Origin of the sequence: Cupriavidus numazuensis (assembly GCF_905397435.1) — a bacterium.
GTDB classification, from domain to species: Bacteria; Pseudomonadota; Gammaproteobacteria; order Burkholderiales; family Burkholderiaceae; genus Cupriavidus; species Cupriavidus numazuensis.
In genome coordinates this window covers 46138-59496 of sequence record NZ_CAJPVI010000056.1, presented here as the reverse complement: position 1 = coordinate 59496, position 13359 = coordinate 46138, and the positions used below count along the sequence as shown (strand labels likewise).

General features: G+C 61.6%; 14 protein-coding genes and 1 pseudogene. 9 read left to right on the top strand and 6 right to left on the bottom strand.

The window, feature by feature from the left end; genetic code table 11:
* Window positions 1-94 (top strand): annotated as a pseudogene (locus KHO41_RS32750) (IS5-like element ISCARN85 family transposase); the annotation flags it as partial.
* 17 nt (window positions 95-111) lie between these two features.
* Here the strand turns inward: KHO41_RS32750 and KHO41_RS32745 are convergent.
* Window positions 112-795, bottom strand: coding sequence for a VTT domain-containing protein (locus tag KHO41_RS32745; protein ID WP_211957394.1), 684 nt, complete (start codon window positions 793-795; stop codon window positions 112-114).
* Between the two features lie 30 nt (window positions 796-825).
* The gene (locus tag KHO41_RS32740) at window positions 826-1590 is read right to left on the bottom strand and encodes a COG4705 family protein (protein ID WP_211957393.1); all 765 of its coding nucleotides are present in this window, start codon (window positions 1588-1590) and stop codon (window positions 826-828) included.
* A 230-nt stretch (window positions 1591-1820) separates the two neighbouring features.
* On the opposite strand from KHO41_RS32740, the gene KHO41_RS32735 reads away from it, so the two are divergent.
* Window positions 1821-2204 (top strand): hypothetical protein, encoded by a 384-nt coding sequence (locus tag KHO41_RS32735; RefSeq protein WP_211957392.1) that lies wholly within the window; start codon window positions 1821-1823, stop codon window positions 2202-2204.
* Here KHO41_RS32735 and KHO41_RS32730 read toward each other — a convergent pair.
* A complete protein-coding gene (locus KHO41_RS32730) occupies window positions 2182-2694 on the bottom strand; it encodes a helix-turn-helix transcriptional regulator (RefSeq protein ID WP_211957391.1) in 513 nt (170 codons plus the stop codon). The genes KHO41_RS32735 and KHO41_RS32730 overlap by 23 nt on opposite strands.
* 379 nt (window positions 2695-3073) lie before the next feature.
* On the opposite strand from KHO41_RS32730, the gene KHO41_RS32725 reads away from it, so the two are divergent.
* From KHO41_RS32725 to KHO41_RS32715, 3 genes are all read left to right on the top strand, one after another.
* Window positions 3074-5245: a TonB-dependent receptor gene (locus KHO41_RS32725; protein WP_211957390.1), complete on the top strand. Its 2172-nt coding sequence runs from the start codon at window positions 3074-3076 to the stop codon at window positions 5243-5245.
* Window positions 5246-5252: 7 nt separating this feature from the next.
* Window positions 5253-5993: a hypothetical protein gene (locus KHO41_RS32720; RefSeq protein WP_211957389.1), complete on the top strand. Its 741-nt coding sequence runs from the start codon at window positions 5253-5255 to the stop codon at window positions 5991-5993.
* 130 nt (window positions 5994-6123) lie between these two features.
* Window positions 6124-6672 (top strand): Fur family transcriptional regulator, encoded by a 549-nt coding sequence (locus KHO41_RS32715; RefSeq protein ID WP_211957388.1) that lies wholly within the window; start codon window positions 6124-6126, stop codon window positions 6670-6672.
* A gap of 61 nt (window positions 6673-6733) precedes the next feature.
* Here the strand turns inward: KHO41_RS32715 and KHO41_RS32710 are convergent, their stop codons facing one another.
* From KHO41_RS32710 to KHO41_RS32700, 3 genes are all read right to left on the bottom strand, one after another.
* On the bottom strand, window positions 6734-7555 hold the full coding sequence (locus KHO41_RS32710; RefSeq protein ID WP_211957387.1) for an ABC transporter permease: 822 nt from the start codon (window positions 7553-7555) through the stop codon (window positions 6734-6736).
* 1 nt (window position 7556) lies between these two features.
* A complete protein-coding gene (locus KHO41_RS32705) occupies window positions 7557-8408 on the bottom strand; it encodes an ABC transporter permease (protein WP_211957386.1) in 852 nt (283 codons plus the stop codon).
* 95 nt (window positions 8409-8503) lie between these two features.
* Window positions 8504-9529, bottom strand: a complete 1026-nt coding sequence (locus KHO41_RS32700) for an ABC transporter substrate-binding protein (RefSeq protein WP_211957385.1) — start codon at window positions 9527-9529, stop codon at window positions 8504-8506.
* Between the two features lie 441 nt (window positions 9530-9970).
* Between KHO41_RS32700 and KHO41_RS32695 the strand changes: the two genes are divergently transcribed.
* The 4 genes from KHO41_RS32695 (at window position 9971) to argE (ending at window position 13343) form a co-directional block, all read left to right on the top strand.
* A complete protein-coding gene (locus KHO41_RS32695) occupies window positions 9971-10384 on the top strand; it encodes a RidA family protein (protein ID WP_211957384.1) in 414 nt (137 codons plus the stop codon).
* 6 nt (window positions 10385-10390) lie between these two features.
* Window positions 10391-11062 (top strand): DUF1028 domain-containing protein, encoded by a 672-nt coding sequence (locus KHO41_RS32690; protein ID WP_211957383.1) that lies wholly within the window; start codon window positions 10391-10393, stop codon window positions 11060-11062.
* A 108-nt stretch (window positions 11063-11170) separates the two neighbouring features.
* Entirely contained in the window at window positions 11171-12130 is a 960-nt protein-coding gene (locus KHO41_RS32685) for a LysR family transcriptional regulator (protein ID WP_211957382.1), read from the top strand.
* Between the two features lie 22 nt (window positions 12131-12152).
* The gene (gene argE / locus KHO41_RS32680) at window positions 12153-13343 is read left to right on the top strand and encodes an acetylornithine deacetylase (RefSeq protein WP_211957381.1); all 1191 of its coding nucleotides are present in this window, start codon (window positions 12153-12155) and stop codon (window positions 13341-13343) included.
* The last annotated feature ends 16 nt before the right edge of the window (window positions 13344-13359 follow it).

The following is a 13359-nucleotide window of genomic DNA, read 5'->3' as shown; positions in this document are numbered from 1 at the left end:
AGGCTTTCGTCGCATCTTCTCCCGGTTCGACAAGCTGGACGTGATGTTCATCGCCTTCATCAATTTTGCGCTCATCGTCGACGGGCTCAGATAGTGTGAACAGGCCCTAGGTCATCTTCGACCAGAAGTACGCGCATTCAAGGTCTCCATGGCCTGCGATCGTCGTGCAGCCGCCGTGCGCCGAGCCCGCAACAGTTGAATGCCGACCGGCAGCAGGGATACGACGACAATGCCCAGGGTCAACCACTGCATATGGTCGCGCACCCATGATATGCCACCGAGCCAATAGCCGCTAAGGAGCAAGCCCGGACACCACAACAAACCGCCAATCACGTTGAAGAGCGCGAACCGGCGCCCTTCCATGCCGGACATCCCGGCGAGAAACGGGGTGATGGTCCGCACAATGGGGACGAAGCGGGCAATCGTGACCGTCGAGCCGCCGAAACGGTCAAAGTATTCGCGTGTCTTTTGCAGGTGGGGCGGTTTGATCCATCTGCGATGGGCTAGCCATTGGCCGGCGGGCGAGCGCCCGACAAGGAAATTGAGGCCATCGCCCGCTACCGCTGCCGCCGTAATGAGCACAACAGGCCAGAGTGGCAGGATGCCGCTGGCGCCGAGGAAAGCTCCGGTTGCGAACAGCAGCGAATCGCCTGGCAGGAATGGCAGCACGACAAGCCCCGTTTCCAGGAACACCACGCAGGCAACGAGTGATACGCCCAACAACCAGTTTCTGGAAAGCAACTCCATCAGTTGTTGATCGCCGGCAAGCCACGCAAGAACTCCGGAAGCAAGCACGATGGTATCTCCGCAGTCGGTGAGTACCGGTCAGTGGCTGCCCCGGACAGCGGCACGCTGCGGCAGGAAAGCAATACACAGGACCATGAAGGTGACAAGCGCGGCGGATGCGCCAAACCGGCTCATGGCCAATCCGCCGGACTGCACAGGCTTGTCCAGGAAGTCGCCCACTACCGCCCCCAATGGGCGCGTGAGAATGAAGGCGGCCCAGAAAAGCAGCGTGCGAGAGATGTTCGTCCAGTAGTAGGCGGCAGCCAGCAGCGCCAACAACGAGCCAAAGACCAGCATGCCGCCGACATAACCGAGGCCGATCGTGTCGGCCGTCCAGTCACCAAGCGCCGTGCCCAGCGTCTGGGAAAACATGATGGTCACCCAGTAAAACATCTCCGCTTTGGCGGTGGCAACGGATTCCACGGATACCGTGCCGAGCGACTTGTACCAGACGGCGAGCGATGCCAGCAGTAGAAACAAAAGCAGTGACGTACCGCCCGCGTAGCCGATGCCCAATGAGCGGTCGGCAAAGTCGGCAAGGGTAGTGCCGACCGTCGTGGTAGCGACAATGGTCAGCCAGTACAGCGTCGGCTGATATGTGCGTGCGCGGATCTGGGCTGACACGGCGATGATGAACACCACTGCAAAGATGGCCGTGCTCAACAGGTAGCCAAGCTGCATGGACATCGACAGTGCGTCACCGCCGGTTTCGCCCAGCGTCGTAGCAGCCACCTTGATGACCCAGAATGCCAGCGTGATTGCAGGAACCTTGCTCAATGAGCGACGTGTGTCGTTTGAATTCATCTTGTGTCCTTGTTCTGGGGTTGAAACAGTTGCCGGATAGATTGATTGCCGGCGAGCTGTGGCCCATGCGCCATTTCCGCCAGTCTGAGCCCGGAAACTTAGCGCAGACACAGGGCGAGGACAGGTAACGACTTGAGCGCATCGGCCCACCCTATACGCAGAACCGCGCTGCGGCCTGGCAGTGGTTCTGCAAGGCCGCCGACGCCGGACATGCCAAATCGCTCAATATCGTGGGGAGCTTCTTCGAAGACGGTTGGAAGGTAGCACCGGCCATCGGCATCGCGCACGACTATTACCGCCGGGCCGCTGAAGCCGGGGACTTTCGTGGCCAGTTCAATTGCGTGCGCCTGGCAGCTGTGTCCGGCAATCACGCGCACGCGGCGGACTGGATTGCCGTGGTCCCCCAGACTGCGACCGATGCCTTTCTCGACAAATGCTCAACTTTCTTCGCGACGCACCGGAGCCCGGACGGCAACGTCTTCACGGAACTGCCTGGCGTGCCGTGCAAGCTTGCGGACGCACCACCGGCATTCCGCCTGCCCGGAGTAAAACGGCGCAACGCGAAACGGCGGCAGGCTTCCTGCCGCAGCGCTATCGGTTCACAGGCGTGGTGACCGGCGCTAGCAGGTCTTCGAAGAAATAAGCCGCCAACTGGTGACGGCCTTCGAGCTTTGCCTTGGCGTACACGTTAGCCGCATGCTGGCGCACCGTCTTGGCCCCGCTCTCGCGCACGCGCGCAATCTCTTCGAGCGAAAGGCCCTTTACCAGCAACAGGGCAACGTCCTTCTCGGCGGGTGTCAGGCTCCACGCATCGAACTGGTCCTGCATCGATTGCAGGAAGTCCCTGGTCGACTGTTGTGCACCCTCGTTGCGCTCAATCAACGCGCGCGCCGAAGCATCCGCCGACTTCTTCAGCGTGTCGAACGCTTGGCAGGCCTGCTTCCGGTCGCGAATGACCAGATACAGGATGGCGATGAATGCAGCCGTAGCAGCTGCTTCCGTCACCCAGTGATACGTCGGAACCGCAGACACGGCGAGCTGGTAGAGATCCCAGGCCTGGTAGGCCGGAAACACCGCCAGAAGAAGTGGAAGTTTGATCGTCATAGCACTGCCGGACAGCAGCCGGTGGGCACAGAGGCGGCCCAACGTCCCGAGATAGGCGGTAAATGTAACTGATTCTCACTTAACCCGGTAGCCCCGAAAGGGGGAAACCCCCCCATGAATATGCTCCACTATTCACTTTAAGGTGGCAGGACATTTGTCCTGTGTCGCAAAAACGCGGCGTGGAAGCGATGTTCGACCCCGACAAATGTCCTGGAGCCATGGGACAACTGCCCGGGAGCGCGGTATGTGATCGCCCAATCGCAAATGGTTCGCATTAGCCTTCACATGGCCCTCGGCAACACGAGGGGCACCGACAGAAGCCAGCGCCGGCCAACAGCGCCGATCCATCCACCTATTTCCGTTCCGGTCTTTCGTTCCTATGCCTCGCCCTGCCCGTCCCGGCTTCGTGCCGCGTCCCCATGCTCTCGCCGCCCTGGCCTCCGCGCTGCTCGCCGGCCTACCCCCCGCTGCGCGCGCGCAGTCGACAGCCCCCCCCAATTCCGAACATGTGCTGCCGGCGGTGACGGCCACGGCAACACAGGCAAGACCTGGCAGCCTGAACGACACCGTGACAACGGGCACGAAAACCGACACACCCCTGCGCGACATCCCGGCAGCCATCACCGTCATCCCGGAGGAAGTGCTGCGTGAACAGGGCGCCGTTGACCTCAACTACGCATTGCAGAACTCCGCGGGTGTACAGCCTCAACTCGCCGGCGGCTATGGCTTCGCCAACAACTACACGATCCGCGGTCTCGCCATGCGCTTCCTGCGCGACGGGTATCCGGATGGCCCGAGCCAGAACGGCTACTACCGCACGATGTACGACGTCGAGCGACTCGAAGTCCTCAAGGGGCCCGGCTCAGCCTTGTACGGTTCCGGACAGCCCGGCGGCACCGTGAATATCGTCACCAAGCCGCCGCGCTCGACGTTCGGCGCGGAGGTGGGTGCGTTCGGCGGCAGCTTTGGCACTTGGGGAACCTATGTGGACGTGGGCGGCCCAGTCGCGTCGAACCTCAGCACGCGCCTGATCGCCGACGTCGAAAAGAGCGATGGATACCGGGGGCTCTCCCGCGACATCAAGGAGATCTCGCCATCACTCAGCTGGGCCTACGACACCAACAAGACGCTGACGATCGACTACGACCATCGCGACATCCGGATCGTGCCGGACAACTACGGCATCATCTTCAACAACCAGGGCAAGATTGCCGGTGCACCGCGCGACTCTCGCTACTACAGCCCGTTCAACGATACGCGGCAGACCGTCGACCGCGTGACGGTCAGTCATGACTGGCGCATCGACCCGGCGCTGAGCATGCGGACGGCCTTCATCTACGACGAGCGCTCGCTCGACATGACCCGCAACGCCGGTGGCAACGGCGGCAACTCGCTGAACCAGATGACCGGGCGAACCGCGCGCACCCAGGTCGACGACGGCCACTTCATCATGGCGCAGAACGAACTGACCTGGAAGACGCGTACAGGTCCGGTCGACCACACGGTTCTGTTCGGACTTGAATATACCGACACGCATATCGATACCGTGCGTACCGGCTACAACCTGCCGAATATCCTGAACATCAATGCGCCGGTCGTCCCGGAAACCACGCTGGCCGGGTTGTCGCCGGTCGTCTCCCAGGGCTTCAACCGAGTGCTGAAGCAGGAAGACATCGGTGTCTACCTGCAGGACCAGATGGCGTTTGGCGAACACTTCAAGGTCCGCGGAGCCGTCCGCACGGACCGCGTAAAGTTCAGCGATATCGGCACGCAGAGCGGCGCCTTCCGCAGTATCGGCGATACGCAGAACCTCACCTCCGGTTCCCTGGGTGCCGTCTGGCAGCCGACCCGTTCGCTTTCGTTCTACACCGGCGTTTCGACGAGCAAGTTCATCAACGTCTCCACTGAGCCCGCCGCGCTGAGCACCCAGCCGGAAAGCTCGCTGCTCAAGGAAATCGGCTTCAAGGCAGACTGGCTCGATGGCCGCCTGCAAACCAACGTGGCACTGTTCGACACCGAGCGCAAGAACTACTACATCACGTTGCCGGGCGCGTTGAGCCCGACGCCGGATGGTCGTGACCACAGCCGCGGCGTCGAACTCGAAGTCACGGCACAGCCGATGGCCGGCTGGACCGTACTCGCCAACTTCGCGTGGCAGGACGTTGAAGTCGAATCCAATACGGTCGCCTCCAACGCTGCAATGGGTGTGACCAACCGCAGCATCGCCGGCACGCGTCCCCCAGGTGTGGCTCGCACCGGCGGCCGACTGTGGACCACCTATGACTTCCAGCAACAGGCGCTTCATGGCTGGGGTGTCGGCTTCGGCGTGACCTACAAGGGCGACAGCTATGCCGACAGCCTGAACCTCTACCGTGTTCCGTCGTATGTCGTGTTCGACGCCGCCGTCTACTACCGTCAGAAGACCTGGGACGTGACCCTGAACCTGAAGAACCTGACGGACAAGACCTACTATGTCTCGCCCACGTTCGTAGGCGCACTGCCCGGCGACACGCGCAGCGCGATGCTGACCGCCCGCTACCGCTTCCAGTGAGGACGCCATGACGCTTCGACCACTACGCCTTTGCAGGAGCATCCTGTTCGTTGCCGGCCTTGCACTGGTGGCGCCCGTCAAGGCGCACTATCTCTGGCTGCAGCAGGACAAGGATGGCGGACACTTGTACTTCGGCGAGTACGAGGAAGGGCTCAGGGAGCGCTCACCCGGGCGGCTCGACGAAATGCCAGGCCCGGAACTGCGAGTCTTCAGCCGCGACGGCACGCAAGTGAATGTGCCAGCAAAGCGGACTGCCAATGGATTCAGTTTTGGCGTGCCTGCCGCCACGTCGACGGTTGTGGCGACAGAGGCGGGCTACGCGGTAAAGGACTGGTCGCGCCAGCATATCGGCGTTGTCAAACCCATGTTCTACGCGCGCTTCATCGGTCCCGAAGCGCGGAACATCGCTTCCGCCGACAGCTTGCCGCTCGACATCGTGCCAACGGGCAAGCCCGGAGAATTCAGCGTCCTGTTTGATCGAACGCCGCTGCCGGATACCGAGGTACGCATCGTCGCGCCGAACGCCTGGGTCCGCGAAGTGAAGTCGGACAAGGAAGGCAAGCTGGTCGTCTCGCTGCCATGGAAGGGCCAGTACATCCTGCAGGCCATCCACCTGGAGAAGCGATCAGGCACATTCAACGGCGCGCAGTACGAAGCCATCCGACACCGCACCACGACATCGGTGACAGTTCGCATCGGGGCGCCGACCACCGTGCCGGATACCTGGCAATCGTCTGTAGCGAACTGAAAGACTGAATGCGATGAGTCCGCCGGGGGAATTTGTGATGGTAACGAACAAGATTGCTCGCCCCCGGCTGCACGCTTCGCCGCAAGCACAGCGAACGCTACATGCTTACATCGCTTCACGAACTCGGACAATGAAGGTACCGCGGCCTGGTAACCCTCTGCATGGTCACCCCGGCGCATCGTTTGCCTCAGATCCGCCAGAGAACCACAACATGGCAACGCGTAGTGACGCCGATGGCCCGCTAAAGGATCTCCTTGCCCGAAGCAATCTTCCGCAGACGGAAGCGAGACTGATGGTCCTGAGAATTCTGCACGACAACCCGGATCACCACATGTCTGCAGAGCGCATGTGCGCAGCACTGGTCAGGCGCGACGCAACCGCGGCTATCTCCACGTTCAAGACCGCCATCTACGACCTCAACAATGCGGGGGTGTTGTCGCGCGTGCTGGTGCCGCTCAATGCCAATCGCGCACAAACGTTGTACGAGATTGCCGACAAGCCAAGGCACCGGCATCTCTATTGCACGGTATGCAAGACGATTTTTGAGGTTTGCGATGCCGTGATGGAGCAGCGAATCGCGCATCAGTTCGACCTCGCTGGGCTGAAGCCAAGCAACTTTGATCTGGCGCGCGCCGGCAAGTGCCTGGCTTGTAATGAAGCGAGGCTGACATCTCGCTAGCGGCACTGTTGCCGTGCCAGCGGTCTATCTCGCTAGCACGGCCTTCAGCAACGCATGCCGGTCAATGCCCTTCCTCGATATTGAGGATCTTTCCCAAGCCCAGAAAATAGTTCGCAAAGGCAAGTACGCAAGCCGTCACGGCAATATAGACGACTGATAGCGCAGCCAGCGTCGGGTCGGCAAACTCCCGGACATAGTTGTACATGGAAACCGGCAGTGTCTGCGTGTCTTGCGTTGTGACAAAAAGCGATGCGGTGAATTCACTGAACGACATGATCGCCGCAAACAGCCAGCCGCCAAACAGCCCGGGCGCGAGCAGCGGAATCGTAATCGTGAAAAGCACCTTCAGCGGCGACCCGCCGAGGCTTGCTGCCGCCTGTTCCAGCCTTGCGTCCAGGTTTTCCATTGAGACATAGACGCTCTTCAGCACAAACGGCAGCACCAGCATCACGTGACACAGAATCACGACGCCATATGAGCGGTCTATGGAGGCCTGTGACACCAGGATCAGCAGACCCAGCCCCAGCGTGAAGTGCGGTACCACGAGCGGAGAATGCAGGATGGCCAGCAGCGTCTGCCTGCCGGGAAACTCCAGCCGTTTGACGGCAATCGACAGGCAGGTTCCGACTACCAGCGCAATGAACGATGACCATCCGGTGATGACGAGGCTGGCGCGGAATCCATCCCGAAAATCCGGATAGCTGAAGACGCGTGCGAACCATGTCAGCGAATACGATTCCGGCGGGAACGTGATGATCGCCTTTTCGTTGAAGGCGGCGATCGTCACCACCACGACAGGCAGCAGCACGAATGCAAGCAGGATGGCAACGAGCAGCGGGCCCGCGACCCGCAGCGGCAAAGGCAAAGCACTTTTGATTCTCATATCAGTGTTCTCCAACGGCTTTCAGTCGCTTGGTGAACAGCCCCAGGGCGTAGAGCGCGGCGGCCGTCAGCAGCAAGCCCATGACACTCAGGCTGGCCGCGAGCGGGAAGTTCATGGAGGCGAAGCCAAGCTGGTACACCAGCGTCGAAACCGTTGGCACGCGACCTCCGCCAATCATCTGCGGCGTCGCAAAGGCGCTGAAGGTCCAGGCGAACGCCGTCGTGATGCCAGCCAGAATGCCCGGAATCGAAAGCGGAAGCGTGACCGTGAGAAAGGTCCTGACCGGGCCGGCCCCCAGGCTCTGGGCGGCTTTTTCGTAGTTTCGGTCGATATGCGAGATTGCCGTGGCGAGCATGAGGACCACGACGGGGATCGTCACGTGCACCAGCGCGACCAGTACGCCCAGGTGCGTGAACATCAGTTCCAGTGGCCATTCGATCAGGCCCAGCTTTCGCAGCGTGCCGTTGATGAAGCCGTTGCTGCCCAGGACAGCGATCCAGGAATAGGTGCGGACGATTTCACCCAGAAACAGCGGCGTAATGGACACCACGAGGATGAACGACTTGAGCCCCCGGCTCCTGACACGCACCAGGGCATAGGCCAGCGGGTAAGCTACTAGCAGCGAACACACCGTCGTCTCCACGCTCAGCCACAAGGTGTTGGAGAACGCGTCGAGATAGATCGACTTGGTCAAGTCGCCGAAGTTGGCGAACGTGAACGCGCCGACATCGAGCGATCCGGGCACATACGCCCGGAAGCTGAACTGCAGGACCGCCATCAACGATACGGCAATGCACAACGCGACAAGTACTGCTGGAGAGACCAGCCAGGCTCGAAGATCGGGGGGGCGCATTCTTCAACCTTATTCCAAACGTTCAGTCGGCGAGGGAGGATTGGCGCGGTACATTGCCGCCGCCGCGATCCTCCCCCCATACCCTGCTATCGGGTTCAGTTCATGACGTTCTCGGTGAACCACTTCCGCCATTCAGCCGTCTTCTCGGCGCGCAGTTTGTGGTCCACCAGAATGGCTTTATCCCACTGCTCCTTCGTCGTAAAGACGCCGGGCAGCTTTGCGTCTTCAGGCGAGACCTTGGCGTTGTCGATGACCGGGCTCGCCTTCTTCAAGGCCACGATTTTCGACTGGACCTCCGGGGACAGGGCGATGTTGATGAACTTGTAAGCCAGATCAGCCTTGGTAGAGCCCTTCGTGATCGCCATGGTATCGATGCCGAGCACCGCGCCTTCCTTGGGCGTGACCAACGTGATGGGCACACCCTGGCTGATCATGTGATAGGCGTTGATCGACAAGATGACCTGAACGGGAGTTTCGCCCGTGGCGATCAACTGCTGCGCATTGGCATCATTGGTATAGAACGCCTTGAAGTTGGGCTTGAGCGCCTTCAGCTTGTCCTGGCCCTTTTCCCAGGTTTTCGCATCCGCGCCCGACAGCATGGCCGAAACCGCGACCACATGGCTCGGATCGAAGTCCGGTACGCCAACCTTGCCTTTCAAGGCCGGGCTCCACAAGTCGTTCCAGCTGTCGAACTTCACGCTGGGCGGCACCAGATCAGCGCGATAACCGATGGTATAGACATAGGCCCAGCTGCCGATGTGATACGGGCTGATCCTGGCACGGTCGACAAGATGCTTGTAATTCGGAATCTTGCTCGTATCCAGCGTTTCAAACAGATTGCCGTTGGCGTAAAGCCAGCCGACGTGGGAAGTCGTGAAGGTAACGTCGCTCTCGGGCTTGGAGGCAAGCTTCGCCTTGTTCAGGCGGTCGATGGTGCCGCCTGTGATGTACTTGACCGGCACCCCGGTTTGCCGCGTGAATTCCTTGCCAATGCTTTCGTCGATGAGGTCGCGGAAGCTGCCGCCCCAGGTACTCACGACCAAGGCTTCCTGGGCAGAGGCAGCCGTACTGCCAAGCGTGACGGAAAGCGCGCAAAGTGCCAAAAGCTTGCGGATCATCATTCAATACCCCCAATCGAAAAGATAACCATCTGATAAAACTGGAAATACGCTGGACGAGCACCAAGCGTTGCTGGCCAGCAGCGGAGCAAGGCCTGCAACTGGTCGACGCAAGAGAAACCCCGCCGCAAATATTCAGTGCCGTCATTCGCTGCTGCGACGCCGACGCAATGGCTTCGAACGACGAAACTATGATGTGAAAAGCGAACCGTGCAGCCAAGTCGGCTTTTTCGTAGCGGTGCCTCACAATTCCTGATGGGGTGTGGGGGGTGTTCCGCCTTCTGGAACAGGTTAGCGGCGGCCCGCTGTCCGGTGGTATTCGGAAATTCCTAAACGGACAGCCGGAAAATAAGAATGGCACCGCCAGGCGCCGCACATGACTATGCACTCGGGGGCGCATCGCCCCTTGCGTCCCGCCACCTGCCGAATCGACCCCAAGCGACCATGAAACATACCCGCATCCGCACCTTCAACACGAAGGTCACCTACCCCGAACAGAATCTGGACAACGACCTGTGCCAGGCCGTTGTCGCCAGAGGCACGACCATTTTCCTGCGAGGGCAGATCGGCCAGAACCTCGACACCTCGGAGAGCGTGTGCATCGGCGATGTCGCCGGACAGGCGGAGCAGGCCATGGCCAACATCGCGATGCTGCTCGAGGAAGCCGGCGGCGAGCTACAGGACATCTGCAAGATCACGATCTACATCATCGACCCGCGCTATCGCGAGGCGGTCTATCGTGTCGTGGGCCGCTGGCTGAAGGGTGTTTTCCCGGTGTCGACCGGCATCGTCGTATCGGCCCTGGCCCGCCCCGAGTGGCTGGTCGAGATCGACGCCACCGCTGTCATCCCGGACTGAGTTGCCATGACCTTTTCCATCATTGCAAGGTGCCCCGCCACGGGGCAATTCGGCGCCGCCGTGGCATCGTCGTCGCCTGCGGTTGCCGCGCGCTGCATCCGCGGGCGCAAAGGGGTTGGCGCGGCCGCGAGCCAGAATATCACCGACCCGGATCTCGGCCCCCTCGCCCTGGACCTGATGGCCAGCGGCCTCACACCGGAACGTGCCCTCGCCGAACTGCAGAAGCGCCCCCATATCGAGTATCGCCAGCTCATGGCCATCGACGCCCACAACCCGCCGGTGGTCTTCACTGGCGCCAAGGCGCTGGGCACCCTGGCAAGCGTGGTCGGAGCCCATGCCGCATGCGCGGGCAACATGCTGGCGACGCGCGACGTGCCCCGGGCCATGCTGGCGGCGTTCGAGGAGACCGAAGGGGCGCTGGCGGAACGACTGATGCAGGCGATGCTCGCCGGGCAGGCAGCAGGCGGCGAGGAAGGTCCGGTCCATTCGGCGGGCCTGTTGGTGTATGACACACAGAACTGGCCCGTCGTAGACCTGCGCCTGGACTGGGTGGAGAACGGTCCGGTCGAGGCACTGTATGCAGCATGGCAGGTTTACGCCCCGCAGCTGAAGGACTATGTGAAGCGGGCGCTCGATCCGCGTGCGGCGCCCAGTTTCGGCGTTCCCGGAGACCTGTGAGCCGAGCGGCACAATGACCGCGCGACAGCGCCGGCCACGGTGGCCGGCGCTCGAAAGGGCAGACCTTCTCCAGTACACTGGACCGCTCCCCTTTTTCCTGATCTCGACATGCTCAATCGCATTTCTCTGCGCCAGATGGAGTATTTCGTTGCAACGGCGAAACATGGCAGCATCGCCGCTGCGTCGACGCAGATCCATATCTCTTCTCCCTCGATTTCCGCAGCGATCGCGCATATCGAGACCGAGCTCGGCGCGCAGCTGTTCGTACGCCATCCTTCCAAGGGCATCGGCCTGACCCCCGTCGGCACGCTGGTTCTGCAGCACTGCGAAGATATGCTCGGACGATCGTCAAGACTCTATGAAATCGCCTCGGATTCGAGCGACGTCATCCAGGGCACGTTACGCGTAGGAAGCTTCCAGTCGCTCACGGCCATGATCGCGCCCGAGGTCATATTCGGGTTTTCCCGCGCCTTCAAGAAGGTTGACGTGCACATGGTCGAAGGTGACCAGGAGGTCTTGATGCACAAGCTCCATGCGCTCGAGATCGACCTGGCGATCACCTATGACCTGCACCTGAGCGACGACATCCAGTTCGAGAGCCTGGCGACGATGCCGCCCTATGTGCTGGTGAGCGAGGTCCATCCGCTGGCGCAGCAGAAGGTGGTCTCCTTCGAAGAGCTGGCGCCCGAACCCTATGTCCTGCTCGATATGCCGATGAGCCGGGACTACTTCGCCTCTCTGTTCGAGCAGGCTGGCGTGACGCCGAACATCGCGGCGCGATCGCAGTCCACGGAAGCGGTCCGGTCCCTGGTCGCCAACGGCGTGGGCTACGCGCTCTTCAATGTGCGCCCCAAATCCAATCAATCGCTGGATGGAAAGCGCATGGTGCGAATCCGCCTTGCCGGTACCCATCGGCCCATGCTGCTTGGCCTGGCGACTTACAAGCCAATGAGACAGTCCAGATTGACGCGGATCTTCATGGAACGCTGCCGCGCGTATATCTCCGACCAATACATTCCGGGGATGAGCGCGCCGAGCTTCTTCGATCCCCGTATCGCAGCGCCCTGAAACCCCAACACAAAATCCAGTGATGGAAAATCGAACCTCTTCCGCAAGCGTCGCACTCCTGGAAACGCTCGTTTCTTTCGCATCGGTTTCCCTCACGCCAAATATCGCGCTGATCCACAAGGTTCGGGACATCCTGGCCGAAGCGGGCATCGAGTCGATGCTCGCACCCGACCCGGAGGACCCCAGCCGCTCCAATCTGTTCGCAACGGTCGGCCCGGTGGGCATTCCGGGCGTCCTGCTCTCCGGTCATACCGATGTGGTGCCAGTGGAAGGCCAGCCCTGGACTTCGCCCCCTTTTGAGGCAACGCACCGCGATGGCCGCATCTACGGCCGCGGCACCGCCGACATGAAAGGCTTCGTGGCCTGCGCCGTCACCGCCATGGTTGCTGCCGCCCGGCAGCCGCTCCAGCGTCCCTTGCAGCTGGCGCTGTCCTTCGATGAGGAAATCGGCTGCGTTGGCGTGCGCCACCTGCTGCGCCGGCTGGAGACCCGCCTCCCCGCCCCCTACCTTTGCATCGTTGGCGAGCCGACGCTGATGCGGATCGGCACCGGCCACAAGGGCAAGGCCGCCTACCGGGCAGTCTGCTGCGGCCAGGCCGGCCACTCGGGCCTGGCGCCCAGGTTCTTCAACGCCATCCACATGGCCAGCGACCTGGTCGCATCGTTGCGGGATGTGCAGCGCGAGCTGGCGGAAAGCGGCCCGCGCGACGAGGGCTACGGCGTGCCCTACAGCACGGTCCACGCCGGCGTCATTCACGGCGGCCGCGCCTTGAACATCGTGCCCAGCGAATGCGAAGTCCGCTTCGAGATCCGCAATGTCTCTGAGGATCGACCCGAGGAGATACTGAAGCGCGTCCTGGAACGCCTGGCCCAACGCGTCAGCAATGAGGCACTGAATCCCGAGGCGCCCTTGCCTGATATCGAGATGACAAACAGCTATCCCAGCCTCGACACCCGCGAGGATTCGCCCGCTGTCGGCCTCCTCGCCTCGCTGCTCCCCCCGGGCACCCCATGCGCCAAGGTGGACTATGGCAGCGAGGGGGGATTATTCCAGCAGAGCTGGAACGAAACACCCGTGCTCATTTGCGGGCCAGGGAGCATCGAGGTCGCACACAAGGCCGACGAGTATGTGGAGCTGGCGCAGATCGAAGCCTGTGACCGCATGCTGGCTGGTCTCGTAGAGTTTCTCTGCCAACGAGAGGCCACTGCATGATGCACACCCGGACGCC